At 61.5% G+C, this 26,503-nt stretch carries 32 protein-coding genes; 18 read left to right on the top strand and 14 right to left on the bottom strand.

Going from position 1 to position 26,503, the window contains the following annotated elements; translation table 11 throughout:
• Positions 1–52 precede the first annotated feature (52 nt).
• Positions 53–640: a hypothetical protein gene (locus KUV46_09735; GenBank protein ID QYI99632.1), complete on the bottom strand. Its 588-nt coding sequence runs from the start codon at positions 638–640 to the stop codon at positions 53–55.
• A 133-nt stretch (positions 641–773) separates the two neighbouring features.
• Between KUV46_09735 and KUV46_09730 the strand changes: the two genes are divergently transcribed.
• The gene (locus KUV46_09730) at positions 774–1,334 is read left to right on the top strand and encodes a hypothetical protein (protein ID QYI99631.1); all 561 of its coding nucleotides are present in this window, start codon (positions 774–776) and stop codon (positions 1,332–1,334) included.
• On the opposite strand, the gene KUV46_09725 is transcribed toward KUV46_09730, so the two are convergent.
• The gene (locus tag KUV46_09725) at positions 1,331–2,674 is read right to left on the bottom strand and encodes a dihydroorotase (protein ID QYI99630.1); all 1,344 of its coding nucleotides are present in this window, start codon (positions 2,672–2,674) and stop codon (positions 1,331–1,333) included. The genes KUV46_09730 and KUV46_09725 overlap by 4 nt on opposite strands.
• Positions 2,675–2,993: 319 nt before the next feature.
• Complete coding sequence (locus tag KUV46_09720) at positions 2,994–3,446, bottom strand: hypothetical protein (protein QYI99629.1); 453 nt, start codon at positions 3,444–3,446, stop codon at positions 2,994–2,996.
• Between the two features lie 168 nt (positions 3,447–3,614).
• On the opposite strand from KUV46_09720, the gene KUV46_09715 reads away from it, so the two are divergent.
• From KUV46_09715 to KUV46_09690, 6 genes are all read left to right on the top strand, one after another.
• Positions 3,615–4,163, top strand: coding sequence for a biotin transporter BioY (locus KUV46_09715; protein ID QYI99628.1), 549 nt, complete (start codon positions 3,615–3,617; stop codon positions 4,161–4,163).
• A 97-nt stretch (positions 4,164–4,260) separates the two neighbouring features.
• Positions 4,261–5,070, top strand: coding sequence for a hypothetical protein (locus tag KUV46_09710; protein QYI99627.1), 810 nt, complete (start codon positions 4,261–4,263; stop codon positions 5,068–5,070).
• An 18-nt stretch (positions 5,071–5,088) separates the two neighbouring features.
• The gene (locus tag KUV46_09705; GenBank protein QYJ02387.1) at positions 5,089–5,685 is read left to right on the top strand and encodes a DNA-3-methyladenine glycosylase I; all 597 of its coding nucleotides are present in this window, start codon (positions 5,089–5,091) and stop codon (positions 5,683–5,685) included.
• Complete coding sequence (locus tag KUV46_09700) at positions 5,682–5,906, top strand: hypothetical protein (GenBank protein ID QYI99626.1); 225 nt, start codon at positions 5,682–5,684, stop codon at positions 5,904–5,906. The genes KUV46_09705 and KUV46_09700 overlap by 4 nt, the downstream gene beginning before the upstream one ends.
• 86 nt (positions 5,907–5,992) lie before the next feature.
• Positions 5,993–7,111, top strand: a complete 1,119-nt coding sequence (locus tag KUV46_09695) for a beta-ketoacyl-ACP synthase III (GenBank protein QYI99625.1) — start codon at positions 5,993–5,995, stop codon at positions 7,109–7,111.
• Positions 7,112–7,129: 18 nt separating this feature from the next.
• Positions 7,130–7,993 (top strand): pirin family protein, encoded by an 864-nt coding sequence (locus tag KUV46_09690; GenBank protein ID QYI99624.1) that lies wholly within the window; start codon positions 7,130–7,132, stop codon positions 7,991–7,993.
• On the opposite strand, the gene KUV46_09685 is transcribed toward KUV46_09690, so the two are convergent.
• Positions 7,990–8,139, bottom strand: coding sequence for a hypothetical protein (locus KUV46_09685; protein QYI99623.1), 150 nt, complete (start codon positions 8,137–8,139; stop codon positions 7,990–7,992). The genes KUV46_09690 and KUV46_09685 overlap by 4 nt on opposite strands.
• Before the next feature lie 148 nt (positions 8,140–8,287).
• Here KUV46_09685 and KUV46_09680 point away from each other — a divergent pair, with 148 nt between their 5' ends.
• Positions 8,288–8,914, top strand: a complete 627-nt coding sequence (locus tag KUV46_09680) for an HD family hydrolase (GenBank protein ID QYI99622.1) — start codon at positions 8,288–8,290, stop codon at positions 8,912–8,914.
• Entirely contained in the window at positions 8,914–9,861 is a 948-nt protein-coding gene (locus tag KUV46_09675) for an NAD regulator (GenBank protein ID QYI99621.1), read from the top strand. The genes KUV46_09680 and KUV46_09675 overlap by 1 nt, the downstream gene beginning before the upstream one ends.
• A gap of 3 nt (positions 9,862–9,864) precedes the next feature.
• On the opposite strand, the gene KUV46_09670 is transcribed toward KUV46_09675, so the two are convergent.
• On the bottom strand, positions 9,865–10,578 hold the full coding sequence (locus KUV46_09670) for a rhomboid family intramembrane serine protease (GenBank protein ID QYI99620.1): 714 nt from the start codon (positions 10,576–10,578) through the stop codon (positions 9,865–9,867).
• Between the two features lie 182 nt (positions 10,579–10,760).
• On the opposite strand from KUV46_09670, the gene KUV46_09665 reads away from it, so the two are divergent.
• The 3 genes from KUV46_09665 (at position 10,761) to KUV46_09655 (ending at position 13,194) form a co-directional block, all read left to right on the top strand.
• Positions 10,761–11,888, top strand: a complete 1,128-nt coding sequence (locus tag KUV46_09665) for an acyl-CoA dehydrogenase family protein (GenBank protein QYJ02386.1) — start codon at positions 10,761–10,763, stop codon at positions 11,886–11,888.
• Positions 11,889–11,948: 60 nt separating this feature from the next.
• Positions 11,949–12,641 (top strand): zinc transporter, encoded by a 693-nt coding sequence (locus KUV46_09660; GenBank protein QYI99619.1) that lies wholly within the window; start codon positions 11,949–11,951, stop codon positions 12,639–12,641.
• A 112-nt stretch (positions 12,642–12,753) separates the two neighbouring features.
• Positions 12,754–13,194, top strand: a complete 441-nt coding sequence (locus tag KUV46_09655; GenBank protein QYI99618.1) for a hypothetical protein — start codon at positions 12,754–12,756, stop codon at positions 13,192–13,194.
• A gap of 80 nt (positions 13,195–13,274) precedes the next feature.
• Here KUV46_09655 and KUV46_09650 read toward each other — a convergent pair whose 3' ends face one another.
• Positions 13,275–13,973, bottom strand: coding sequence for an outer membrane beta-barrel protein (locus KUV46_09650; protein ID QYI99617.1), 699 nt, complete (start codon positions 13,971–13,973; stop codon positions 13,275–13,277).
• A 185-nt stretch (positions 13,974–14,158) separates the two neighbouring features.
• On the opposite strand from KUV46_09650, the gene KUV46_09645 reads away from it, so the two are divergent.
• Positions 14,159–14,644: a transcriptional repressor gene (locus KUV46_09645; GenBank protein QYI99616.1), complete on the top strand. Its 486-nt coding sequence runs from the start codon at positions 14,159–14,161 to the stop codon at positions 14,642–14,644.
• A 75-nt stretch (positions 14,645–14,719) separates the two neighbouring features.
• Positions 14,720–15,643, top strand: coding sequence for a thioesterase family protein (locus KUV46_09640; protein ID QYI99615.1), 924 nt, complete (start codon positions 14,720–14,722; stop codon positions 15,641–15,643).
• 9 nt (positions 15,644–15,652) lie between these two features.
• Here KUV46_09640 and KUV46_09635 read toward each other — a convergent pair whose 3' ends face one another.
• The 5 genes from KUV46_09635 to KUV46_09615 form a co-directional block, all read right to left on the bottom strand.
• Positions 15,653–16,624 (bottom strand): alpha/beta hydrolase, encoded by a 972-nt coding sequence (locus KUV46_09635; GenBank protein ID QYI99614.1) that lies wholly within the window; start codon positions 16,622–16,624, stop codon positions 15,653–15,655.
• Positions 16,625–16,761: 137 nt separating this feature from the next.
• A complete protein-coding gene (locus KUV46_09630) occupies positions 16,762–17,100 on the bottom strand; it encodes a hypothetical protein (GenBank protein QYI99613.1) in 339 nt (112 codons plus the stop codon).
• A 91-nt stretch (positions 17,101–17,191) separates the two neighbouring features.
• Complete coding sequence (locus tag KUV46_09625; GenBank protein ID QYI99612.1) at positions 17,192–17,629, bottom strand: hypothetical protein; 438 nt, start codon at positions 17,627–17,629, stop codon at positions 17,192–17,194.
• Between the two features lie 157 nt (positions 17,630–17,786).
• Complete coding sequence (gene argS, locus KUV46_09620; GenBank protein QYI99611.1) at positions 17,787–19,550, bottom strand: arginine--tRNA ligase; 1,764 nt, start codon at positions 19,548–19,550, stop codon at positions 17,787–17,789.
• 24 nt (positions 19,551–19,574) lie between these two features.
• Entirely contained in the window at positions 19,575–20,138 is a 564-nt protein-coding gene (locus KUV46_09615) for a hypothetical protein (GenBank protein QYI99610.1), read from the bottom strand.
• 111 nt (positions 20,139–20,249) lie between these two features.
• Between KUV46_09615 and ispH the strand changes: the two genes are divergently transcribed.
• The gene (gene ispH / locus KUV46_09610; GenBank protein QYI99609.1) at positions 20,250–21,200 is read left to right on the top strand and encodes a 4-hydroxy-3-methylbut-2-enyl diphosphate reductase; all 951 of its coding nucleotides are present in this window, start codon (positions 20,250–20,252) and stop codon (positions 21,198–21,200) included.
• A 10-nt stretch (positions 21,201–21,210) separates the two neighbouring features.
• Here ispH and KUV46_09605 read toward each other — a convergent pair whose 3' ends face one another.
• Both KUV46_09605 and KUV46_09600 read right to left on the bottom strand, forming a co-directional pair.
• Positions 21,211–21,996 carry an SDR family oxidoreductase gene (locus tag KUV46_09605; protein QYI99608.1) on the bottom strand — a complete coding sequence of 262 codons (786 nt, stop codon included), beginning with the start codon at positions 21,994–21,996 and terminating at the stop codon, positions 21,211–21,213.
• Complete coding sequence (locus KUV46_09600) at positions 21,993–22,313, bottom strand: nuclear transport factor 2 family protein (protein ID QYI99607.1); 321 nt, start codon at positions 22,311–22,313, stop codon at positions 21,993–21,995. Before KUV46_09600 ends, KUV46_09605 begins: the two co-directional genes overlap by 4 nt.
• A 66-nt stretch (positions 22,314–22,379) precedes the next feature.
• Here KUV46_09600 and KUV46_09595 point away from each other — a divergent pair, with 66 nt between their 5' ends.
• Both KUV46_09595 and purB read left to right on the top strand, forming a co-directional pair.
• Complete coding sequence (locus tag KUV46_09595) at positions 22,380–22,778, top strand: helix-turn-helix transcriptional regulator (GenBank protein ID QYI99606.1); 399 nt, start codon at positions 22,380–22,382, stop codon at positions 22,776–22,778.
• A gap of 60 nt (positions 22,779–22,838) precedes the next feature.
• Positions 22,839–24,131, top strand: a complete 1,293-nt coding sequence (gene purB / locus KUV46_09590) for an adenylosuccinate lyase (protein ID QYI99605.1) — start codon at positions 22,839–22,841, stop codon at positions 24,129–24,131.
• Positions 24,132–24,519: 388 nt separating this feature from the next.
• Here purB and KUV46_09585 read toward each other — a convergent pair whose 3' ends face one another.
• A complete protein-coding gene (locus tag KUV46_09585; GenBank protein ID QYI99604.1) occupies positions 24,520–25,968 on the bottom strand; it encodes an alanine:cation symporter family protein in 1,449 nt (482 codons plus the stop codon).
• Positions 25,969–26,104: 136 nt separating this feature from the next.
• Here KUV46_09585 and KUV46_09580 point away from each other — a divergent pair, with 136 nt between their 5' ends.
• Entirely contained in the window at positions 26,105–26,503 is a 399-nt protein-coding gene (locus tag KUV46_09580) for a hypothetical protein (GenBank protein QYI99603.1), read from the top strand.

Here is a 26,503-nt window from a genome sequence, read left to right as displayed (position 1 = left end):
AAGCTTAGCACCTAAAGGCGTGTTGCCTAGGAAAAAGGGTGTTTCCCGGCGCTCAGCCCTCCAGCTGCGCGAGAGACCGCGCAAGGTTCCGGCGGGCCTGCGCGTCCCAGCGGCTCTGGCCCTCGCCAGTAAAATAGATGGCCGGGCGGTCTGCAAAGCTCTTCAACACCTTTGTGCGCCCTGCCCGGAACGCCTCTTCCGGCACAAAGGCGTATTCCTTCCGGACATTCACTTCATACTGATCAAAAACCGGTTCCGGCGCGCCCAGTATTGAGAGGTCGATATCAAGGAAGAGCGCGAGGTCTGCGCCATCGTCATCGCTGAGACCTTCGGGCTCTTCATGCTTTGCCGTCGCGCGGATGATCTCGGCCGCAAAGGCGAGATCAGCAGCGCGAAGATGGCCTGGCCCCTCTTCCTCGAGCAGCCGCGCACTCAGCTCCTCATTGTCGGGCCGCGTCGGATCATAGATCGCATCATGCCAGTAAAGCGCCCAGAGCACGGGCTCAGGCCGGTGCCAATGCGCCTTCAAACTATCGAAATGACGCTTCAACGCCTCGATATGGTCCCATGTGTGATAGTGGCGCTGTGGTTCGCCATAGCGGGCCTTGAGACCCTCGATCAGATCTGAAGGAATACTCAATTCGGTCGCCTCCCTCGTGACTTTCTGCGACGCCCTCCAGTTAGCCTACCAGACTGTTACGGCCAGCCTAAACGAGGCTCGCCCGGCCATTGCAAGCGGTACGCTCAAGACTAGAGGGGCCGTGCATTCGACAATGAGACGACAGAACGAAGCCAAGATCAGGCATGCCCTGCCAGCGGCCCTGCTCTTCGCACCGGCCACTTTCTATGCCTGCCTGCACGGCATCCATCTCGAGCAGGATGGGGAGCTGACCGGCTGGATGCGCGCTGCTTATCGCCCTGCGGTTCTCATCTTCGGACTTTTGATGCTCATTGCCTACGGCACCGTCTGGTCGAACTGGCGTGACGGCAGGCGTGCCCGATCCCAAGAAGCGCGCAATGAAGCTGACATCCACGAGGGCAGAACTGCCACACGGCGCAAGTCTCGGAAGCTTCGCTTTCTCGTCACGCTCCGGACGGCGAATGGCATAAGCCCCGCCGATGCCCGCAAGGATTTGCTGACCCGCCTCAATGGGGAAGACGCCTATCTCGTCGACGCCGAAGCTCTGCAGATCCAGAAGGTGAAACGGAAGCGACGTGTGCTTCGCTACGTCCTGCTCGCCGCTATGATCATCTTCCTCGTACTCTGGCTGATAACCAGCACGCTTCCGGCGTCCACGTCAGATACGTTCAATACCGTCGCAGACGCGCTCTAGACTGCTTCCGGCTCCAGAGTCTCGTTGAACTTGACCGGTTTGCCGCCGCCCTTCTGGGTGATTTCGCCATCGCGCATGACGAACTGGCCGCGGATGATCGTCGCGACGGGCCAGCCGGTGGCTTCGAAGCCATCATAAGGCGTCCAGCCGCACTTGGCCTTGGTCCACTCTTCCGTGATCGTTTGCTTGCGCTTCAGGTCGACGACGGTGAAGTCTGCGTCATAACCTTCGGCGATCCGGCCCTTGTTTGCGATGCCGAAAACGCGCTGTGGGCCAGCCGAGGTCAGCTCCACGAAACGGCGCAGCGTCAGCTTTCCATTATTCACATGAGTCAGCATGATCGGCACGAAGGTCTGCACACCCGGCGTGCCCGATGGCGAGGCGGGATAAGGCCGCAACTTCTCTTCGCGCGCATGCGGGGCGTGATCGGTCGCGACCACATCGACGATCCCGGCATTCAGCGCGCGCCACAGCGCATCCTGATGGCGCTGCTCACGGATTGGTGGGTTCTGCTGGGCAAAGCCCTTGAGGCGATCATAGCAATCAGGCGCGGCCAGCGTCAGGTGGTTCGGAAGCACTTCGACAGACGCCACATCCTTGGCATCGCGTAGCAGCTCCATCTCTTCTGCCGTGGAGATATGCAGCACATGGATGCGCTTGCCGGTCTTGCGCGCAAGGCGTAGCAGCCGCCGCGTGGAGCTCACAGCCGCCTCAACATCGCGCACCACGATGTGGCTCTGCCAGTCGCCCTGCACGGCAAGGTTACGGCGCTCTTCGAGGCGGTATTCATCCTCTGAGTGGAAGGCCGCCCGACGCTTGATCGCCCGCAGGACGGCCTCGACGCCTTCATCATCCTTGACCAGCAGGTCGCCGGTCGAAGCGCCCATGAACACCTTCACGCCGCAGCAGCCCTGCATCTGCTCCATCTCAGCCAGAAGGTGCGGATTGTCATTCGTCGCGCCGGCATAGAAGGCATGGTCGACATCCATGCGGCCTGCCGCGCGGTTCAGCTTGTCGGTCAGAAGCTCTGGCGTCGTGGTCGACGGGTTTGTGTTCGGCATTTCGAACACCGCCGTCACACCGCCAAGCGCTGCCGAACGCGCCTCTGTCTCAAGGTCTGCCTTGTATTCCAGCCCCGGCTCCCGGAAATGGACTTGGCTGTCGATCACACCGGGCAGGATGTGCAAGCCGCTCGCATCATAAGTCTCGCCAGCCTGCGCGCTATCAAACTTGCCAATGGCAACAATCTTGCCGCCGCGCACAGCCACATCGACATGTTCTTCGCCGCCAGGCGAAACAACGGTGCCGTTCTTCAGGATCAGATCATAGGTCTCGGTCATGAGGGCGTTATGCGCTTCTTGGCCGCCTGAGTCACGAGGCCGGGTTCAGGCCAGCGGCCCGCCCGTCGAATGCGCTCAGGGTGAGCTATCCTTCAAACGTCAGAAAAGGCTCATCCTGAGCGAAGTCGAAGGACGAGCCGACACGCACCCGATCGCGAAACCTTCCCCTCTCCCGGATGCGGGAGAGGGGTCAGGGGTGAGGGCGCCAATGTCGAAGACTTATTCGATTGTCACCACAGCCACAGAGGTCTCAGCCCTCATCCCCGGCCCTTCTCCCGCATCCGGGAGAAGGGAGCGCGGCCCGAGAGCCCAGCTCTTCCTACCCCACCCGGCGCTCAAACCGGTCGACGAGTTCATCGATCTGGTCGCCCGTCTCGTCGAGGGTGAAGAAATAGCCGCGCCATGTGGCTGGGTCTGGCGGGTTGAGGGTGTAGTTCTGCAGGTGCGGCACGCAGGCATCCGGCGACCAGAGCTCTACGGCGCGGGCAAAGCGGGTGCGCACATCCTGGTGGGCGCGCTGCATGTTCTGGGCCCGCATCAGCCATGTCTCGGCGTCGCAACCCTCACTGATCCGGTCACAATCGAGCAGTTCGGCAAAGCCCGCGCGCAGCTCCGGGCGGAGCGCGTCGAGGTAGATCGTCGTGTCGCGGATCGCGCCCTGCAGGCGGTCGACGTCATCATCGCACGCGCCGCGCGTCTTGTAGCCCTGGCAGCCAGACGCAAGGAGCAGCAGCGCGAGCGGCAGGAGGACAGTTCTCGGCGTCAAAGGCATGGGCTCCCTCAGGCTCACCTGCTCCAAAGCGAATCGCCAGCAGGTCGAGCCCCCAGTCTTTGCTGCCCTGCCACCGCTTGCAAGTCCCGGCGCCGCCTTGACCCGGCCGCCGCACCGGCGCACACCCGGCCCAACGAAAACATAGACAACAATGAGCGTGCCTCCCCCATGCAGACCACATCGATGACAGACCGCCTCGCCCCAACTCGCCAGATCGCCCTTCTCCTTGCCGGGGTCGGTGTCCTGACGGCGTCGTCCTATGTCGCCGTGCCGATGGTGCCGGTGCCGGTCACGATGCAGACGCTGGCCGTGCTTCTGGTTGGCGCGCTGGCCGGTCCGCGCATGGGCCTTGCGATGATCGTCTCCTGGCTGGCGCTCGCCGCGTTTGGCCTGCCCGTTCTCTCTGGCGGCAAGGCCGGAATGCTTGCCTTTACAGGCCCGACAGCCGGTTTCCTCCTCGCCTTCCCGGTTGCGGGTTATCTTGCTGGTCTCGCCGGGCGCACGATCGCACGCGGTCATGTCAGCCGCTTTGCGAGCTTTCTTGGACTGCACGGCGTGATCCTTCTCGCTGGCTGGGCATGGCTTTCGACGCTGGTTGGCGCAGAGGCGGCCTTCCTCGCAGGCGTCGCGCCGTTCCTTGTCGGCGCGGTGATCAAATCGGCGCTCGCGGCCGCCATTATCGCAGCTATTCCGGGCCGCTACCGCCAACGCGGCTAGAAAACACCGTCCATGCACCGCCAGTACACCGTCACTGCACCGCGCAAATGCGGGGACGGGGCTGGCGGATACGGTCGGAAACCCTAAATCTGCGGGCATGGACACAAAGATTCTTTCCGACAGATCCGTGCTCGTTCTGGACGGTCCCGACACGATCGCCCTGCTCGAGCGGCTGGTCACGAACAACACGCATGACTGGGCGACGGGTGAGGCGCGTTACGGCGCCCTGCTGACGCCGCAGGGCAAGGTCATCGCCGATTTCATTGCCCACCGCACAGAGGCTGGCGCGCTTCTCGACGTCGCGACCCACGCGGTTGGTGACCTCTCCAAACGCCTGCAGATGTTTCGCCTCCGCGCCAAGGTCGACATCAATGTCGATGGCAAACAGGCCGTTGCCATTGGCGATGAGGGCACTGCCGACCCCCGCTCGCCAGAGCTTCCGAGGCGGTCATTTGTTGAAGATGGCTCAGCGCCGACGATCAGCGACGAGGACTGGGACGCCATTCGCATTCCAGCAGGCGTTGCCGAATGGGGCCGCGACTTTCAGGGCGGCGAAGTCTTTCCATGGGAAATCAACATGGACCGCATGGGCGGTGTGGACCTCAAAAAGGGCTGCTTCGTCGGCCAGGAAGTCGTCTCGCGCATGCACAGGCGCGGCAAGCTGCGCAAGCGCACTGTCATTATCGAGGGCGAAAATCTCTCAAAAGGTCAAAGCCTTGAGGGTGAGACGCCCGTGGGTGAGATCAGCAGTACGACCTCTGGCAAAGCGCTTGCTACGGTTCGCGTTGACCGTCTCGCAAAGGCTGGCGATACACTGACCGTTGAGGGAAATCCGGTGAGTATCCTCGGGCCAGACTGGCTCAAGGACGAACTCGCCGCCGTCCTCGCCGAGAACGAGACCGACTAGGAGACGCGCAGCATGGGCATGAATCTCTCACCCGACGAGACCCTGCCCTGCCGCTGGGCGCCGGCCGAAGACGCGCTCTACCGCGCATATCATGACGAGGAATGGGGCGTTCCCGAGTATGACCCGCGCGCCCTCTGGGAGAAGCTGCAGCTCGACGGCATGCAGGCGGGGCTATCCTGGGTTACCATCCTTCGAAAGCGTGACGCCATCCGCGAGGAGTTTGACAGCTTCATTCCCGAACAGATTGCCACGTGGGACCAGGAGCGGATCGAAAAAGCCCTGACCAATCCAGGCATTATCCGTAGCCCGACCAAGATCAAGGCGACGATCGGCAATGCCCGCGCTTTCCTCGACATGCAGGAGAAGGGCGAGGACTTTTCTGAATGGCTGTGGAGCTTTACGGGCGGTGCGCCCATCGTGAACCAGCTGCGCGACATCACCGACGTGCCCGCCAAGACGCCGCTTTCAGAGGAAATCGCCAAGGCGCTGAAAGCGCGCGGCTTCAAGTTCTGCGGGCCTGTTATTGTCTATGCCTTCATGCAGGCTGTTGGTATGGTGAACGATCATGAGACGCGCTGCCCGCGTCATGGCGAGATACAGGAGCTTCATTCATGAAAACGAAGATTGGCGCAGCTCTGGCCGGGCTTCTAATCCTCGCTGGCTGTGAGCACTATGGCGGTACCTATCTCGACAATAGCAGCGCCTGCGATGAAATCGTCGATGCGCGCGAGCGTCTCGACTGCATCGACCGGGCCGAACGCGCCGAGGATCAGTGGCGCGAGGAGCGCCGCCGCGAGCGTGAAGAGAAAGAGCGCGAGGACGCCAGCGCACCTTAAAGGTCGACGCGGCCTGCAAGCCTGTCTAATTTCTTTTGAAACAGAAGTCTGACGCACCGAGGGGCGTGCGCAGGGAGGACATTTCAATGACACCCGTCATTTCCGCGACCGGTCTCTGGACGCCGCCGCATACCGTCACCAATGCCGAACTGGTCGAAAGCTACAATGCCTGGGCCGACCGCTGGAACGAGGCAAACAAGGCCGAGATCGAAGCCGGCACGCTGGAAGCCAAGACCCACTCGAATGTCGAGTTCATCGAGAAGGCCTCCGGCATCAAGTCGCGCTATGTCGTCGACAAGTCCGGCGTCGTAGACCCTGCCGTGATGCGTCCGAACATCCCCGAGCGCTCCAATGACGAGATTTCCATCCTCGCCGAGATTGCGGTGAAAGCCGCCAAACAGGCGCTCGAAACCGCTGGCCGTGACCCGAAAGACGTGGACGCCGTTATCTGCGCCGCTTCGAACATGCAGCGCGCCTATCCGGCAATGGCGATCGAGGTTCAGGAAGCGCTCGGCATCGAGGGCTTCTCCTTCGACATGAATGTCGCCTGCTCATCGGCGACGTTCGGCATCCAGACGGCCGCTGACTTTGTCCGTGCGGGCCATGCGAAATCAGTGCTGATGGTCAATCCGGAGATTACCTCCGGCCACCTCAACTGGACCGACCGCGACAGCCACTTCATCTTTGGTGATGTCGCCACAGCGGTGCTGGTCGAAGCCGAAGAGGTCGCACCTGCCCAGCACTGGAAGATCCTTGGCACGCATCTGAAGACCAAATTCTCCAACAATATCCGCAACAATTTCGGCTTCCTGAACCGGGCCGACCCGTCCGGCGAAGGCAAAGCCGACAAGCTTTTCATCCAGGAAGGCCGCAAGGTCTTCAAGGAAGTCGTGCCGATGGTATCCGAGATGATCTTGTCGGAGCTGACGCGACTCGACCTCAAGTCGGACGAGCTGAAGCGGCTCTGGCTCCACCAGGCCAATGCGAACATGAACAGGCTCATCTCGACCAAGGTACTCGGACATGAGGCCAGTGAGGATGAAAGCCCGACTGTCCTCGACGAATACGCCAACACGTCCTCTGCCGGTTCGATCATCGCTTTCCATAAGCATTCGGCCGACTTCAAGGCCGGGGAAAAGGGCCTCATCTGCTCTTTCGGCGCGGGCTATTCGGCAGGCACAGTCTTTGTGGAAAAGGTCGCCTGACCGCCCTACATGCGGGCCATGACAGCACGCACGATCAAGGCGAAACACGCCGCCTATAGAGACGATATTTCCGACCTGATAACCCGCCGCCCGGTGCCGAACCGGGGGCTGGACCAGGTCGACCCATTCCTGTTTCTGAACCATCACGGGCCACAGCTCTACAAGGCTGGCAATAACGGCCTGCCCTTTGGCCCGCACCCGCATCGCGGCTTTGAAACGGTCACCTTCATCCTTGAGGGCAGCCTCGCCCACATGGACACCGGCGGGCATGAAAGCGTGATCCATGCAGGCGGGGTGCAGTGGATGACCGCAGGCTCTGGCCTCATCCACGCAGAGCTGTCGCCGCCGGAATTCAAGCGTGATGGCGGGGATATGGAGATCCTGCAGCTCTGGGTGAACCTGCCGCCAGAGCTGAAGATGACCACGCCCCGCTATACCGGCCTTCAGTCACCGGACATCCCGTCGATTGAAGCAGAAGGCGGCGCGAAACTGCACCTCGTCTCTGGTGACTTTGATGGCAAGAGCGGGCCAGTCGATTCACTGACCGGCGTGATGATGTCGATGGTCGACCTGCCCGCTGGCAGTGCAATCACCCTGCCCGCGCCAAAAGGCCGGAACGTCTTCTTCTATATCGTGAGGGGCTCGGTTTCGCTTGGCGATACGCGCGCTGAAAAGTTCGAACTGGTTGAGTTCAGTAACGATGGCGACACGATTGAAGTGAGCGCACCTGATGGCGGCTATCTTCTTTACGGTCATGCAGACCCGATCGGGGCGCCCGTCGTCGCGCACGGGCCGTTTGTCATGAATACCGAAGCTGAAATCAGGCAGGCGATCGCCGACTATCAGGCTGGCAAGTTTAACCGCGAGCCGGTCAACACCTAGTCCTCGTCGTCGCCGAGGTCACTCCAGAGAATGGACTTACAGCTGCGGGCGGCCTCGACCGTTATGATCAGTGCCGCCCCAGCCAGTACCCACCACGGTGCGAGCGCGTTCTCCGCCGCATGCATCACCATATCCACCATAATCACTCCGCCTCGGCTTTGCCGTTGTCTTTGAGTGTGTTTATGCCGGAGAGGCCTTAACGAGGTCTCACCAGTTCGCGGCAAGAACGGGGCAGTTCGTAAGCGAAATGAGGCGTTTTCTTTACCCTGTCAGGCAGATGTATACATAGACGACATGAGTTCCCGCCCCGCAACAACCTCAAGGAAAGCGCCAGCACGCGTCTGGCAGCGCATGCTGTCCGGCCGGCGGCTGGACCTGCTTGATCCCTCCCCCGTGGACATCGAAGTCGATGACATTGCGCACGGCCTTGCAAGGGTCGCGCGCTGGAACGGCCAGACGCTGGGCGACCATGCCTTTTCCGTCGCCGAACATAGCGTCATCGTCGAACAGATCTGCGGCCAGCTGGAACCTGCCTTGCCAGCAGCTGACCGGCTGATGGCACTTCATCATGACGCCGCGGAATATGTAATCGGGGACATGATCTCCCCATTCAAGACAGTCCTTGGCGATGGCTACAAGGACATCGAAAACCGCCTGACCGAGGCGATCCATGTCCGCTTTGGCCTGCCGGCCCGTCTGCCTGCCAAGCTTAAAAAGCTGATCAAGCGCGCCGATCATATCTGCGCCTGGTATGAGGCAACGCAGCTGGCTGGCTTCTCCACCGATGAGGCAGACCGCTTCTTCGGCAAACCGCCCGAAGGCATCACGCTAAAGCTTGCGCCCTGCGCACCGACCAAGGCGCAGGCCTCTTTTGTCGCCCGGCACGAGACACTGCTGCACGAGATGGAGCGCGCGGCCTGATGGCGATCCCGCTGATCATCGGTCTTTCAGTCGTGATCGTCGCCTGCGACGGCGACACGCCGCGCGTGCTTGTCACGCGCCGCGATGGCGGGCTTGGCGGCCTGCCCTTTGGTACGTTCGACCCAGAAGGCCATCGCACCTTTGAGATCGCCCTGCGCGGCTGGGTGCGGGAGCAGACCGGCTTTGACCTTGGCTATGTCGAGCAGCTCTACACCTTCGGCGACCGCGACCGCGAAACACCCGAAGCGACGCTCGCTGATGCCCCGGCAGATGCGCGCGTGGTGTCAGTCGGCTATCTTGCCCTGACGCCGGATCAGCAGCGCCTGCCTGACCGGCTCGAGGCGCAGTGGCGCGGCTGGTACAGCCATTTCCCATGGGAAGATCACCGTACTGGCCGCCCGGACCTCATCGACCGCGAAATCGCGCCGCGACTTGCGACCTGGGCTGCAGGCTCTGATTCCCGGCGCACGCGGATCGACCTCGCATTCGGCCTCAATGGTCAGGACTGGAGCGAGGACCGCGTGCTAGAGCGCTATGAACTGCTTTATGAAGCCGGCCTTGTGATCGAGTGCGCGCGTGACGCGGACCTGCCGCTGCCTGATGTTCGCCTCGGTGAGCCGATGGCGTCGGACCACCGCCGCATCCTGGCGACCGCGATGGAGCGCCTGCGCGGCAAGATCCGCTACCGGCCAGTTGTCTTTGAGCTGATGCCAGACCGCTTCACCCTGTCAGACCTGCAGATTGCCTGCGAAGGCATACTCGGCCTGTCCCTGCACAAGCAGAACTTCCGCCGCGCGCTGGATCGCACGGGGCTGGTCTGCGGAACGGGTGAGATGAAAGCAGGCACGGGCGGGCGCCCGGCTGAGCTGTACCGCTTCATGCGTGAACGTGTCAGGAAGAGCGCAGCAATCGGCATTGCTGCCCCGGCGCTGCGGCGCGAACCGTAAAAGCTAGAGACGCTTTACCAGCCGCCAGAGGCGCGTGTTGAACACCGCCAGCATCAACGGGAAGAGCACGATACCGCCCGCAACGCCGCCAATATGGGCTGCCCAGGCGAGTCTGATGCCGATGATCGAAGCCATGAACTCGCCAACCACGGCGATCACGATGTTGATCACGATCCACGGAACGGAAATGCGCACAGCGCCCTTGAGGCCGCCGCGAAGCCAGCCAACCGCTGGCAGGAAGCCTGACAGCGCCGATGAGGCCCCGATGGCAAGCTCTGACTGGCCTGTAAACTCACTCCACCCGATCTGGAAGAGGGCGCCGGAGATGGCGCAGCCCGCAAAGAAAAGCAGGAAGGCAAAGGCGCCTTTCCGGTCGATCCCAAGCGCAATCGCCACGGGCGGGCCGAAGGCGACCAGCGCCATCATGTTCATCGCAAGGTGAAAGATGCCGCCATGCAGGAAGACGTGCAGGATGAGCGGCGCAATGTTGCCGAGCGGGCGGTAGACGCCGTCAAACTCTGGCCCGCCCGCGATCGCGCCGGCATCGAACATCCATGCCGCGATCCAGCGATCAAGGAAAAGCTGGGATTGCGACAGGAGCTGGACGCTCGACGCGATCGTGATGATCGCCGTCAGCATCAGCACGACGGGCGGCAGCCTGTTGAAAAGCGGTTCGGGGCGACCGCTCAGCATCTCGGGGGAAGTATGATATCGCACAGTGACATCTAAGACACACAATGCGGCACGGTAAAGGCAGCGAGGTGTTACAGTGTCTTCACTTTCTGCGAAAACCTGCCCCGGCGTCACGAATTGATTTCGCTGCGCGTCTGGACACCATCGCGCGCATGGCAAAAGCACAAGAAATCACCTTCGACAGTCTTCGTCCCCCAGCCCCCTGGATGGACGATACCCATTCCATCTGGCGCAAGTCCGTTCGCGCCTTCGTGGAAAAGGAACTCGTTCCCCACATCGAGGAATGGGAAGCGGCCGGGCAAATCCCGCGCGACGTCTATCCCAAGGCGGCGGAAGCTGGCCTGATCGGCATGGGCTATCCCGAGGAATATGGCGGCGCAGGCACCGACTTTGACCGCTTCCACGGCACGGTGACCTCTGAAGAACTGGCCCGTATGGGCGCGGGCGGTGTGTCCTCTGCCCTGATGATCCACGGCATCGGCCTGCCCCCTGTCATGGTTGGCGGCAGCGAAGACATGAAGCGGGAGATCGCACCGCAAGTCCTCTCCGGCAAGAAGCAGATCAGCCTCGGCATCACAGAGCCGGGCGGCGGGTCTGATGTCGCGCAGCTGAAGACGAGCGCCAAACGCTCTGGCAATGGCTGGGTCGTGAACGGGTCGAAGACCTACATTACGGGCGGGTGTACGTCGAAATGGCTGACGACCGCTGTGCGCACCGGCGGCGAAGGCATGGGCGGCATCTCGCTCATGCTGATCGACCTCGAAGCTGAAGGTGTCTCGCGCACCGCTTTGCCGAAGATGGGCTGGTGGGCTTCGGACACGGCCACCATCCATTTCGACGATGTCTTCGTGCCGCCAGAGAACCTCATCGGCGAGGTCGACCGCGGCTTTGTCAGCATCATGGCGAACTTCAATGGTGAGCGTCTCGGCATGGCCGCGCAGGCCGCTGCCTGCGCCCGCGTCTGTATCGAGGACGCGGCAGCCTGGGCCCAGCAGCGCCAGACATTCGGCAAGCGCCTCGCCGACCATCAGGTCATCCGCCACAAGATCGCGGCCATGTGCCAGAAGGTCTGGGCGACCACTGCCATGCTCGACCAGCTGACCTGGCGGGTCCAGAACGGCGAACAGCCGATCGCAGAGCTTGCCATGCTGAAGGTGCAGGCGACCGAGACGATGGAATTCTGCGCGCGAGAAGCGATGCAGATCCTCGGCGGCGCGGGCTTTATCCGCGGCCACCGGGTGGAGCGCATCTACCGCGAGGTCCGCGTCATGGCGATCGGCGGCGGCTCTGAAGAGATCATGCGCGACCTCGCCTCCCGCCAGCTCGGTCTCTAGGGCGACATCCGGAACTGTCTGCGTCCTTGCCCGTCTAGTCCGGCAAGGAGACACGCGCACATGACCATGGCCATTGTCGTCATCGTGGTGACGTCCGCCCTGCTGGCCGGGGCGGCCTGGGGCCTGTTCGGACCGCTTCCAAAGCGCGTCGAAGGCTTTCTTATTGCGACGTCGGGCGGCGCGCTGATCGTATCTGTTGTCTCTGAACTGGTCGAGCCAGCATCGGAAAACGCGCCGCTCCTGTGGGTTATGGCCGCGCTCATGTTGGGGGCGGTTGTATTTCTGGTGCTCGACTACTTCGTGAAGCAGAAATTTGGCGGCGGCGGCGGGGGTTTGCTCGCCGCGATCACGCTGGACGGCATTCCGGAAAACCTCGCACTTGGGGTCGCGCTGATTGGCGCAAGCCCGCTTCAGGTCGCGTCTCTTGCAGGGTCGATCTTCCTGTCGAACCTTCCCGAAGCGGCAGGCGGCGCAAAGGAAATGCGCGAGGACGGGCTGTCCAAATCAAAAGCGTTCGGCCTCTGGGCCGCAGCTGCCGCCATGCTGGCCGCGTCCGCCATTATCGGCAATCTCCTGCTGCAAGGTGCGCCGCAGGAAGCACTCGCCCTTATTCGCGCTTTCGCGGCAGGCGCGGTGGTTGCCTCTCTCGGGACAGAAGTGTTCCCGCAGGCGTACCGGGAAGATCACTTGCTCGCGGGTTTCGCGACCGCCGTCGGTTTTGTCCTCGCCTACAGCCTGACCGCCCTTGGTTAGAGTTATCGAGGGCGGAACCCTGCTTTCTGTATTTTCGTTAAGTCTGATGAAGCGGCGCGGGCCTCACCTGCGACAAGGCCTGCTGCGCAAGAGCAAACCCAGGAGCACAACAATGAAAAAGACCATCCTCGCCTCATGCCTGATTGGCGCATCGCTTATCCTGCCGGCCTGCGGCACAAGCGGCGGCGACAAGGCCGAGATGTTCAATCAGTGCCGTATTGTGCTCGGCGACCGCTCGCTCAGCCCGAACCTTCGCGAAGCCGACACCACGCCGGACGCCGCCTGTACGTGTCTCGAAGCCACACTCGACGATAATGGCGATGCGCGCGAGATGATCGCGACTTTCTTTGAGCGCGTTTCGACGCGCATGTCGTCTGCTGATGAAAGCGCCAAGGAAGCAACGGACGCGCTTGTCTCCGGCGCGCTGCTGCCAGAGGACGCCAGTTCCGGGGACGGCCAGACCTTTGCCGACAACCTCGCGACCTTCAACCGTGTCGTGAATGGCATGCTGGACGGGATGAGGGAAAATGGCGGCGCTTGCCCGGCGATCTAGTCCCTACAAAAAAAGGCCCCCTGCTTCCTGCAGAGGGCCTTTCAGTTTTCCTAGCTGTATCGGAGGTGCGTAAGGCGCAGCTAGAAACGGTAGCCGAGGCCCAGGCCGACAATGACCGGGTTGATCTCGACATCAGCGTTCACGATAACCGGCGCGGTACCGAGTGCCGGGCCGAGAGCGCTGGTGAGGTTCACCTTCACATCCGGCTCAATCCAGACTTTCTTGATATCGGCGTTGAAGGCCCAGCCGCCCTCGACGCCGTCGAGGTCATAATCAAAGCCTGCCTGCAGGGCGAAACCGACGGTCGGATCATAATCAATGCCGTCTGCGACAGGGCCTTCATCTTCGTTGAAGAAGAAGGTCGCGTTCACACCTGCCCCGACATAGGGCTTGAAGGCGGATCCGGTATCGAAGTGATACTGCAGGGTCAGCGTCGGTGGCAGCAGCCACACATCGCCAAGATCGACCGTCGCATCGGTCATCACGCCCGGAATGGTGACATTCGTTGCCTTCACATCGTGAGGTGTCACGCCGAGGATCAGCTCTGCAGCGATATGGTCGGTGAAGAAGTAAGTGATGTCGAGCTCTGGCACATACTGGTCGCCAATATCGACCGTGCCCGGCAGGCGCGTATTGCCGACGCTGAGCTCCCCGCTCTCATCGGGCAGAACGCCCAGAACGCGGCCGCGGACCATCCAGTCGCCCGGTTCGGCAAAGGCTGGTGCGGTGGAAACAAGAGCTGTCGCCGTAGCCAGCCCGGCAAGAATATGAAGTTTCATGAGACCCTCCTCATTGATGATGAGGCGAGCTAAACACCTGTCGTGAAACGGAATATTGGCCTCTCTGTCGCGCGCCTCCATACCGCGCGTCAAATGGGCCCGACTACGCATCTCACCGTATCGACGAAGGCTGAGACAGCGTTTCTGACTGGAAATTCCGCTCGAAACATCCGACATTGATCGCAATGGCCCACGCTGATGCACATACGCACGTCCATGCGAACACGCCCTGCAGCCCGCAGGATGTGGAGACCTTCCTTGCCGAGGCAGAAGCGCTCGCCGCGCAACGTGGCCAGCGCCTGACGAAAATCCGCCGCAAGGTGCTGCGTCTCCTGCTGGAAAGCGATGAACCGTCAAAGGCCTATGACCTGCTTGCCAATCTCGATGGCGAAGGCGCGGCCAAGCCGCCAACCGTCTATCGCGCGCTGGACTTCCTTCAGGAACAGGGGCTCGCCCACAAGATCGAGAGCCTCAACGCCTATGTCGCGTGTGGCCATACCAGCCACAAGCACTCTGCGGTCTTCCTGATTTGCGAGAAATGCGGCGCGGCAGAGGAGCTCCACGCCGTTGCGACCAATGACGCGCTGAAAGCTGAAACCGCGGCCGCTGGTTTCCAGGTGCGCCAGGCCGTCATTGAAGCGCGCGGTGTCTGCCGCGATTGCGCGGCCTGACGACAGGTTGCCCCCCGCGCCGAGCGCGGCTAACTCTCCCCACAAGATAGTGCCAAGCCAGCCGGAGGAACCAGCTTGATCGACCTTTGGAAGGGGAGCGCGAATACCTGGGACTGCGATGAGATGGGGCATATGAATGTCCGCATCTATCTGGAAAAGGCGTTCGAAGGCCTCGGCACGCTGGCCGCCCATTGCCATATGAGCCATGTCTACCAGACCGGGTCGCCGTCGACGCTGATCCCGCTGGAACAGCACATCCGTTTCATGCGCGAGGTTCACCCCGGCCGCCCGCTACATATGCGCGGCTGCGTCCTCGACGTCGATGAGACGCGGGTCACTGTCTATCAGGAATTGCTGCATGGCGACGGCACGCCTGCCGCTGCATTTCGCACCAGGCTGATCCATGCATCGGCCGACGATATGCGCCCCTTCCCGTGGAGCGACCGCACCCGCAAGGCACTGACCGACCTGATCGAAGAACCACCTGCAGCCACAGCGCCGCGCGGCATCGACCTTAGCGTTGAGCCACTGCCGAATGAGGATGTGACGCTTGGTGTTGCGGAGAGCCGGGGCGTCAAGCTGATCGGTCAGGGCATGGTTGAGCCGGCACATTGCGACGTCTTCGGCCGCATGAAGCCGCACTGGTTCATTGGCCGCGTGTCCGACTCAGTGCCGAACCTGCTCTATGACTGGCGCGAAAAAGTCGCCCAGGCCGTGGAAGGCAGCCGCATGGGCGCCGCTGTTCTCGAGAACCGGATCATCTTCCGCGGCTGGCCCAAGGCTGGTGAGCTGTTTCAGGTTCGCACCGCACTGTCGCGGGCCGAAGAAAAGGTTCACGCCCTGACGCACTGGATGCTGGACCCTGCGACGGGGCGTCCCTGGATGACAAGCGAAGCGGTCGCCGTCACTTTCGATCTGGTCACGCGCAAGACCATGGCGACGCCGCCGGACCTGATGGACGAGCTAGCCGAGATCGCGCCCGGCAACCTCAAACTCTAGGCAAGAAGCCTAGTCGTAATCGTCCCACTGGCTGCCGTGCAGGGTACGGCGCAGCAGGCCGTCTTCTGCGGGCGAGTATCCATCAATCAGATAGGCGATCTGGCGGGCCATCTCATCGCGCACTTCATAAGGCACTTCCATAGGATGGAAGTGGCTTGCGCCGGGACGCTCCCGCAGGACCAGTTCGCGGTAATGCGCCATCATCAGATTGGTGACCTTGTTGGTCATTACTGGCTTGATATTCGGGCGGAAGACGACGATTGGCGTCTGCACCTTCTCGATCTTCTTCAGTGCGCCCCAAGGCTGGTTACGCTGTGAAGAGAAGGTCGCCGACTCCCAAGCCGGATTGCAGGTCAGCCTGACGACTGAATCGCCCTTTTCATTGGTCGTCTCCCTGACGCCATCTTCGAGATAGTCGTTCAGGAAAGGCTCGCGCCAGCTCTTGAAGGCGCCCTTGCCGTGATAGGCCTCATAGGCGGCCTCACGGCTCGTGAATTCGGCGCGACGGCGCTTGGCCTGACGCGACATCTGGTTGGTCTGGCGCACGAAAGGCAGGACATGGAGCCAGAAATAGAAGCGCGGGTTCAGCACGACCGGATCGACCAGCACGAGGCCTGCGACAAGGTCAGGCCGCTTGCCCGCCACCAGAAGCGAGACGCAGCCGCCCATTGAATGGCCACCAAGCACGACAGGTCCGGTCGATTCCTTCTCTAGGAAGTCGATCACATCGTCGCGGTAGACATGCCAGGATTTCAGCGTCTTCGGGTCTGCCGGCAGGCTGGTGAGCCCATGCCCGCGCATGTCGAGTGCGGCGACCCGATGGCGTTCGCCAAGCGGGGCCAGCATCGACTTGTAGGTCATGCCGTTAAAGCCGGTCGCGTGCAGCCACAGCGCGGCCAGATCACGCGATTCGTCCCCGAAATGGACGGAGGCGTGAGCCCCCTCTTCGGGGCCCTCAGTTGTTCGGCGGTGCATCATCATGTGGACGGACGCCAGCCCCTTTTTCCTATCAGCCGGCGCCGAGTCTGCACGCACACGGAAAGAGTTGTAAAGTGAAACAAGATGGCGGCGCTGCACGCAGCGTGCAGGGTGTTGCCAATCTGCTCAGGCGTCCGAAGTCAGGCGGCGTCCAGCCGGAAAATCGCGGTCGAACGGATGTGCAGACCTGCCGCAGAGGAAAGCTCTGACCCCATGAAAATCAGCGTACGCGTCTGACGATCGGTCCGGCTTTCGACTGCCGCGCTTCCGCCTTCGAAGGGTTTTCCCGTCACATCGTGGCTGATGGAGACTAGCTGCGCGTTCGCAGGGCCGGAAAGCGCGGCGGCCGCTGCCTGCATAGCCCGGATCGACAGGGCGCAGAGCGCGCCGGCATCAAGTGCGTCCGAGGTAAAGCTTGCCCGGCTATCTGTTTCGACAGTGAGGGACGGAAGGGTCTGGATCTGGTCGCTTGTCGTCATGCAATGGGTGCTAAGCTGCGCGCCCGCGATTGGGAAGCCCTATCGCAGCGCCAGCGACGCATGCCGTCATTTCGAAGTGGTCGCTAAGCGATCAGGCGACCGCGCTGCTGCGGCCCTGGTCTTCTTCCGGCATTTCGGGCGTGCTGCCTTCAAAGAGCGCCGCGAGAAGCGCCGTTTCTCCGAGGGAGAACCGCGTACCTAGGACGCGGCTGATCGACGTCATCAGGGCGGCGATTTCGGCATGGCCGAGGCCTGCCCGCTGCAGACGAAGAAACATGTCGAAGGAAACGTGGCGACGTCCGCCAGGGGTCTGTTCAATCAGCTGGGCAATCGGGCCGCGCGGCGAACCTTCGCGGGTCGCAGTTGAGGCCGACAGGGTTCGCGCGCCCGGCACTTGCGCGAAGACGCGTTCGATGAGGTCGCTGCCTTGCCTTTGCGCTGCGTTAAAGACGATGCCGACCGCGTGACGGGCCACCGGCTCTTCGAGGCCCGTTTCAATCGCTGCCACCGAGATGATGTCTTTAAGCATGAGGCTCTCCTTCAGGCGCCGCGTTCCATAGGCAGCATAGGAAAGAGGCCTTGCACGAAGGTTACCGGCATGACGGGCTGAACCGCTAATTTGCGGCGCAGGCTCTTGAATCGGGGCTGAAAGGGTTAACGAAGCGGCCGCTTTCGTTAACCGGGCGCTACATGCGCTCTGGCGCCTCGATGCCGAGAATGGCGAGGCCTGCCTCAAGCTGCCTTAGCACAGCCTCACAAAGGCCAAGGCGCGAGGCGCGAAGACCCGCATCCTCTTCATTGGCAATCGGGTGGGCGGCATAGAGCGCGCTGAAGGCCTGGGCGAGCGAATAGACATGCTCACAGAGGATGTGCGGCTGGCGCTTTGCATGGGACTGCTCGAGCGCGCCTGCGAACCCGTCCAGCGCCAGAACCAGCGCGCGTTCTGTGTCGCTCTCGATGCGGATCTCGCCTGCGGCATGACCAGCTTCCTTCGCGCGGCGCAGAAGCGATTTGATACGCACGGCTGCATAGAGAAGGTACGGGCCTGTCTTGCCCTCAAAGCTGGTAAACCGCTCAAGGTCGAAGACGTAGTTCGTCGTGCGCACATTCTGCAGATCAGCAAATCGAAGGGCGGCGCGCGCCACTAGCGCGGCGATCTTTGCGCGTTCGTCCTCGCCGATATCACCGGACAGGCCAGTCTCACCGATCCGCTTTTCAGCTTCTTCGAGCGCCATGCGGTTGAGGTCTGCGAGGCGAAGCACGCCGCCTTCACGCGTCTTGAACGGTTTGCCGTCCGTGCCGTTCACCGTGCCGAAGCCGATATGCTCCAGCCGGTCCTCAGCCATGAGGCCTGCCATGTCCGCGGCGCGGAAAACCTGTTCGAAGTGGAGTGCCTGACGCTGGTCGACCACGTAGAGCATGCGGTCCGGATGCAGCGTCTCGACCCGGTCGACAATGGTCGCAAGGTCGGTCGCGTGATAGCCGGTGCCACCACGCGAATTGATGACCATGAAGGGCGGCATCTCTTTCTTGTCGCTCTCGCGGGCGACGTCGATGATCCAGGCGCCGTCATCCAGTTTGGCGAGGCCCTTGTCTTTCAGGTCCTCCACCATGCCGGAGATCAGCCCATCGACATCGCTCTCACCTTTCCAGAGGTCGAACTCGACGCCCAGGAAGGAGTAGTCGATCTTCAGCGCGTCGACTGACACATTGATGAAGTGGCGCAGCAGTGCGCGGTAGCCGGGATGCCCGGCCTGCATCTCGGCGACGGCGAGCTGGCTTGCCTCATTGCGGGCCGGGTCGGCCTTCGCCTTTGCAGAGGCCTGCGGATATAGACGGCCAAGGTCTTCGATCGTGACCGGCGGCTCTTCAGGATAGGGCCCGGAAAAGTCGGGACGGAAATAGATGAGGTCGGGCTGCTCAGCGAGAAGCTCTGTGATGAGGTGGCCCATCTGCAGGCCCCAGTCGCCAAGGTGCGCGTCACCCGTCACGTCCTCGCCGAGGAAGCGGAAAAGACGGCAGAGCGTGTCGCCAATGACGGCTGAGCGAAGGTGGCCGACATGCATCGGCTTTGCGACGTTCGGGCCGCCAAAGTCGATCACGACCTTTTCAGGCGATGCGACAGCGCCGCCGCCAGCCTTGTCATCTGCGCGAACCGCTTCGGCCTGACGCGAAAGCGCAGCGGACGTTACCTTGATGTTCAGAAAGCCGGGGCCAGCAACATCGACGCGCTCAATCGCCTCGTCGCCCTGCACCTTCTCGGCAATCGTGGTGGCGAGATCTCGCGGCACGATGCCCTTGGATTTGGCAGCGCCCATGCAGCCATTGCACTGGAAATCGGCAAGCTCCGGCCGGTCCGAGCGGCGCACAGCGCCCCAGCGGCTTTCAAAGCCTTCAGCTTCAAATGCCTGTTCGAATACCTTCGACAGGTGCGTAACGAGATCCATCATGGCCGTTTCCGGAAGTTTCTAGTGTCAGCTGCCGGCGTCGAGGCGGAAGCGGCGGCCTTCACGGTTGAAGGCGAGCTGCTCATCGGTGAGGTCGAAGCCGACAATCACTTCGAAGTTAGACCCCGAAATCGTCTCATCGGCGCGCGGCACCAGAATGTCCTGAATGACTTCGCGGCGGCCATCGACCGTGTTGCCAGCGAAATTTGCGTCGACCGTGAAGTATTGCTTGGCCAGAACCTTGGAGCTGCGGCGCGTCACCGCGACCCAGTAATTGTAAGTGTGGCTGTTTGAGGTCGCCTGCGGGCCTTTGCCGAACGCGAAATCAATCTCGACTTCAGCGCGCATCGGCTGGTCATCGACATAACGGCAGACGAGATTCACGCGCGTGATTTCACCCGTATAGGTGATGTTGTTATAGCTGTTGCCTTCGCCCTGAAGCTTCACGACGCGCGAGGCATCATAAAGCGCCGCAGCTGGCGGACATGGGCCAGCGTTCTGGCGCGTATCCAGCGCCCGTGTCAGTGGGTTGCTTCCGCAGGCCGCGAGCATAAGTCCGGCAGCAAGTACAGCTAGAACGCGCATAATCATGCCTTGTGGTCTTGGCCTCGCGGGCGAGGCTGTCCATGTAAGAGGTGCAGTGTTACCGGGCACCAGCAAATGGCGCAACGCCCCATCTGCGTCGTGTGCAGGAGGATTTTTATGGACCGCCAAAAACTGCAAATCAGGCTCGCCGCTCCGCGCGGCTTCTGTGCAGGCGTCGACAGGGCCATCCAGATTGTCGAGGAAGCCCTCAGCAAGTGGGGCGCGCCCGTCTATGTGCGCCACGAGATCGTGCACAATCAGCACGTCGTCTCGCGGCTCGAATCGCTCGGCGCAGTCTTCGTTGAAGAGCTGGATGAGTGCCCGCCTGACCGGCCGGTCGTCTTTTCCGCCCATGGCGTGCCCAAGGCCGTGCCCGCAGAAGCAGAGCGTCGCAACATGGTCTATGTCGATGCGACCTGCCCGCTCGTATCCAAGGTCCATGTCGAGGCAGAGCGTCATCACAGGGCCGGCAAGGAAATCGTCCTGATCGGCCATGCAGGCCACCCGGAAGTCATCGGCACTATGGGACAGCTGCCGGACGGCGCCATCGCACTCATCGAAACTGAAGAGGATGCCCGCGTCTTTGAGCCGCGCGATGCGGCCAACGTCGCCTTCGTCACGCAGACCACGCTGTCGGTCGACGATACCGCGGACATTGTCGGCATCCTACAGGACCGCTTCCCGGGCATCGCGACCCCGCATAAGGAAGACATTTGCTACGCCACGACCAACCGTCAGGAAGCCGTGAAGGCGATGGCGGACGGCTGTGACCTCTTCCTGGTCATCGGGGCGGAGACGTCCTCCAATTCCAAACGCCTCGTCGAGGTGGCTCTGCGCGCCGGGGCGAAGGATTCGCGCCTTGTCGCCAGTGCGGCGGATGTCGACTGGGACTGGTTTGATGGCGTCAGCACGCTGGGCCTTACGGCCGGTGCCTCGGCGCCTGAAGACCTCGTCCAGGGCCTCATAGCCGCCTGCCGCGCCCGCTTCGACATCGAAGTCGAGCACGTCACGACCGCGAAAGAGACAGTGACCTTCAAACTCCCGCGCGTGCTCGCCGCAGAGGTTTAGGGAGCCTCCCCTACACGACCGGCAGGGTCCCGCCATCTATGACATACTCTGCGCCGGTGATCGCGCCGGCCCTCGGTGATGCGAGAAAGGCGACGAGGTCGGCGATTTCGTCAGGCTGGGTCGGACGCCCAATCGGAATTCCGCCGAGGCTGTCCATTACGATTTTCTTACCGCCTTCCAGATCTGTGCCCGCCTCAAGGGCCAGACGTTCCGCGAGTTCGGTTGCTGCTGACGTCTCGATCCAGCCCGGAGCAACCCGCATCACACGCACACCTTTCGGCGCCACCTCTTTTGAAAGTGACTTGCTGTAGGCTGACAGCGCAGCTTTGGCTGCGGCGTAGGCGGTCGTCGCTTCGGGAAGGGGCATGCGCGCCTGAATAGATGTCACGTGTATGATGACGCCTTTCCCGCGTGCGATCATGCCCGGTAGTATGGCCCGGTCGAGACGCACCGCCGACATCAGGTTCAGGTTTATTTCGTCGGACCAGACCTCATCGGTGAGCGCCGCAAATCCGCCGGCTGGCGCAGATGAGCCGCCCACGACGTTGACCAGGACATCTACACCTCCCAGTCGATAGTCAGCCACGGTCGCAAGCGTTGAGGCACCTGTGCCAGACGAAAGATCAGCCCGGACAAATTCTATCCCTTTGCTGCTTTGCTCCGGTTCATGGCGCGCCGTCACCAGAACGTCCGCGCCAGCATCAGCAAAGCGCTGGGCAATCGCCGCGCCTGTGCCCTTGGTGCCGCCAGTAACCAGCACTTTCAGGCCTTTCAGATTTAGCCAGGCTTCGCTCATTTGATTTCAAGCTCCTCGATCTTGCCACCGCGCAGCGTGAAATGGTGGCCGAGAATGACAGGGCTGCCCTGAAAGCTGCCCGACACTTCAGCGCGGACGAGGAGCACAGGGCCATTCTCCTCAAGTGACTTCGGTACTGCGGTAAAAGGCGTGGTCTCATTCGTCTCACGCCACCACGTGGTGATTGCCTCAATCCCATGATAATCGCGCGCTTCGTCGCGCACATGGGCACCAGGCACAAAAATCGCCTCTATCTGGCCGGTGGTCGCTGGCTTTGGCAGGTCAAAGAAGGCCTGCACGGTTTCAGGTAAGGTCATCGCATTGCTCCTTTCTGCCCCGCGGGGCATTCTGTCCTGTGACGGAGATCGAGCGGCGCCAGAAAAATGACAAGTACAGACAAAAAAGTGGGGTACTCACCTCCAGGTAAGAAACGCGAATACACTCAGGAATCGGCTGCAGAAGGCGTTGAAGAAATTATCCGCATGCTCGAGGGCAAGTGGAAACTCGTGATCCTTTTCCATCTATTTGGCGGCAACCTGCTGCGATTTTCGGAACTCGAACGCGCCATCCCTGCAATCTCCCAGAAGATGCTTATCCAGCAGCTGCGGCAGCTTGAAGGTGATGGCATCGTCCGCCGGATCGTCCACCCCGAAGTCCCGCCGCGGGTAGAGTACTGCATGACCGACTGGGGGCAGTCCCTTTGTCCTGCGCTCGATGCCCTGCTGACCTGGGCTGAAAATCGGCCTGCCGTTGGGGATGAACCGGAAAACCCGGCAGCCTAGGGCTTGCGACTCTCGCCTGCGCGCGTAGAACCCGCGCCATAAGCGCGAGAGAGGCCCGACATGATTGAACGCTATGCCCGCCCGGAGATGACCGCGATCTGGTCGCCTGAAAGCAAGTACGGCATCTGGCTGGAGATCGAGACACTCGCCGCCGAAGCCATGGAAGAGCTCGGCCAGATCCCGGAAGGCACCTCGAAAGCTGTTCGCGACAAGGCGAGCTTTGAGGTCGCCCGCATCGACGAGATCGAGGCAGAGGTCAAACATGATGTCATCGCCTTCCTGACCAATGTCGCCGAACATGTCGGAGAGCCTGCCCGCTTCCTGCACAAGGGCATGACCTCGTCTGACGTGCTCGACACCTGCCTCAATGTTCAGCTGGTGCGCGCCTCTGACCTGCTTCTGGTTGGCATGGACCGTGTTCTGGCCGCGCTGAAGAAGCGCGCCGAAGAGCACAGATACACGCCGAAGATCGGCCGCAGCCACGGCATCCACGCAGAGCCGACCACCTTTGGTGTCACGCTGGCGACTTTCTATGCAGAGTTTGCGCGTGGCCGGGAGCGCCTCGTCGCCGCGCGCAAGGAAGTCGCGACCTGCGCCATTTCAGGCGCTGTCGGCACGTTCGCCAATATTGATCCGCGCGTTGAGGAACATGTTGCCGAAAAGCTCGGCCTCGCCGCAGAGCCTGTCTCGACGCAGGTCATTCCGCGCGACCGTCATGCCATGTTCTTTGCAACGCTCGGCGTGATTGCCTCATCGGTAGAGCGTCTCGCGACCGAAATCCGCCACCTGCAGCGCACTGAAGTTCTGGAAGCGGAGGAGTTCTTCTCCAAAGGCCAGAAGGGCAGCTCCGCCATGCCGCACAAGCGTAACCCGGTGCTGACCGAAAACCTGACGGGCCTTGCGCGCCTGATCCGCTCTGCCGTGACCCCTGCGCTGGAGAACGTCGCCCTCTGGCATGAGCGGGACATCTCCCACTCGTCGGTCGAGCGAGGCATTGGTCCTGATGCGACGATCCACATGGATTTTGCGCTGCATCGCCTTGCGGGCGTCGTTGAGAACCTGCTGATCTATCCAGACCGCATGATGTCCAACATGATGCGTCTTGGCGGCCTGCATAACTCGCAGCGCGTGCTGCTCGCCCTGGTCGAAGCCGGTGTCAGCCGTGAGGACTCCTACCGCCTCGTCCAGCGCAATGCGATGCGCACCTGGGCGGGTGAAGGGGCGTTCCTCGAGTTTCTGAAGGGCGATGATGAGGTCTCCTCGAAGCTCAGCGATGCAGAGCTCGAAGCGCTGTTCGACCTCGACTACCACTTCAAGCGCGTCGACCTGATTTTCGACCGGGTGTTCAAGTAAAGAGCTATGGTCGAACGGCGCACGCAATGAAGAAGGTTGTCACCCTCGTCTTTGTGCTTGCCGTTAACGCGGTTGTGTCTTTTGTCTACATCCCGATGAGTGAAGACGTCCCTCCTCACCCAAGAGGCACCATTGTTTTCTTTACGATTTCAATGGTTCCTCTTCTATACGTTATACTGTCGAAAATCGGCGATGTGCTGAACTTCAGGCTTCGTAAATAGTTTCTGAGTGCGACCAGGTTTTCAACTAGCCCGCCTCCGCCCTCCTTCCTTCGACAAGCCCAGGATAAACTGGGGTGGGGCGATGGTCTCAGGTGTCGTGCAATACGCCCGCGTGGTTCGATGCGAAACAAAAAGCCCTCATCGAATAATGAGGGCTTCTTTCTTGACTACGTCTTTTCTGTATCCGCAGGCCCGCCAAGACGTTCGGTCAGCTGCCAGGCCGACTTGTCGATATTGAGATCGCTGAACTTGTCTGGGTCGAAGATCGGAACTTTCACGCCGGCTTTCCGCTGGGCGTCGAAATCCTTCATGATCCGCAGGCCAATCGGGAAGAGCAGCGCCACGGCGAACAGGTTCACCATCGCCAGGAGCCCCATGGTTACGTCGCTGAAACTGAGCACGTCGCCAAGCTGGATCGTCGACCCGAGCAGGACGAAGCCGATCACCATGAAGCGGTAGACATAGACCGCGACCATATTGTCCGGGATGTAATAGTCGACCGCATTCTCACCGAGATAATAGGAATACATGATCGACGAGAAAGCGAAGAGGAAGAGCGCGAAAGCGATGAAATACTCTGCCCAGCCGCCAACGTGATCAGCCAGCGCAAGCTGGGTCAGCACGCCCTGAACCTCATCATCGACACCGATATAGGACTGCGCCGACAGGATGATGATCAGCGCGGTCACCGTGCACATGATGATCGTGTCGATGAAGACGGACAGCGACTGCACCATGCCCTGCTGGGCCGGATGCTCGACATAGGCGGCGGCCGCCACGTTTGGCGCAGAGCCGAGGCCAGCTTCGTTGGAGAAGAGCCCGCGATTGACGCCCATCATGATCGCCCCGCCAATACCGCCGGCAACCGCTTCATTGAAGCCAAAGGCGCTCATCACGATGGTTGAGAGCGCACCCGGGATCTGCGGGATATGGGTCAGCAGCACATAGAGGCCGAGCAGCGCATAGAAGACGGCCATGACCGGCACGATGATCTCAGCGACACTCGCGATGCGGCGCACACCGCCAAAGATCACAAGGCTGACCACGATACCGAGACCAATCCCCGACCAGAGGCGCGGCGCGCCAAAGGCTGAATCGATCGAGCTGGTCGTTGCAAAGCTCTGGAAGCAGATGAACGCGAAACCAAAGGTGACGAGCAGAAGCAGGGAATAGACAAAGCCGAGGACGGGGCCTGCCTTGCCGAGTTTCTTCCCAAGACCGTGCTTGATGTAATAGGCCGGGCCACCGCGAAAATCGCCATTCGGCTCTTTCTGTTTGTAGACCTGCGCAAGCGTACATTCGAAATAGCTGGTCGCCATGCCGACAAGGCCGACAACCCACATCCAGAAGATTGCGCCCGGCCCGCCAAGTGCGAGCGCGGCGGCTACACCGGCGATGTTACCACCACCGACACGGCCCGCGACTGACAGCGCCAGCGCCTGAAAGGATGACGGTTGGTCCGTTTCGTGCTGGAACCCCTGTCCAAGGACGGAAAACATGGACCCGAACAGCCTGAACTGTACCCCTCTGGACCAGATGGTAAAAATGAGACCCAGTGGAATGAGAACGGCGATGAGAATTTTGCCGTTGATGAGGTCGTTCAGAAAATCGAGCATGCGAACCCTGTTCTTGTTATTACGGTCTCGTCATAGACAGCTGCGCCGCTGGTTACAAATTGCCAGCCCAGCAAGGCTATTCGCAGTACTTTTCTTTATGCCGGTTTGCGCAAGTGCCGCGCAAGCGCCTGTCAAAGTGGTCAATCTGACGGCTGACTGGTGCGTGTCCTGCCGCGTCTTCGAACCAAAGCTCAGCCGCGCACTCGAAAGCGTCACAGACGAGGACGTCGAGCTGGTCACGATTGATCTTACACATCTGCGTTCAGGCTCTGAGAGTCGCCAGGCGACGATAGATGCGTCGAAGGCCCTGCTGCGCTTTCACAAGGCCGACTATATCTGGGACTGGTATGGCGGCTATACAGGTATGGCGATCCTGATCGCGGCTGACACGGGTGAGCCGATCAGCTGTGTGGACAAGCGCCATAGCGTCGAAATGATTGAGAACCGGCTGGACCTCGCAGACGTGCTTGCACGCCGTGCGGCGCCGGGCCGACGCCGCCCCGATGGCGCAGACTGTCCCCCGCCGCTGCGCTGA

Source organism: Thalassovita mediterranea (assembly GCA_019448215.1).
Lineage (GTDB): Bacteria > Pseudomonadota > Alphaproteobacteria > Caulobacterales > Hyphomonadaceae > Henriciella.
This window is presented reverse-complemented; position numbering and strand designations above follow the sequence as displayed.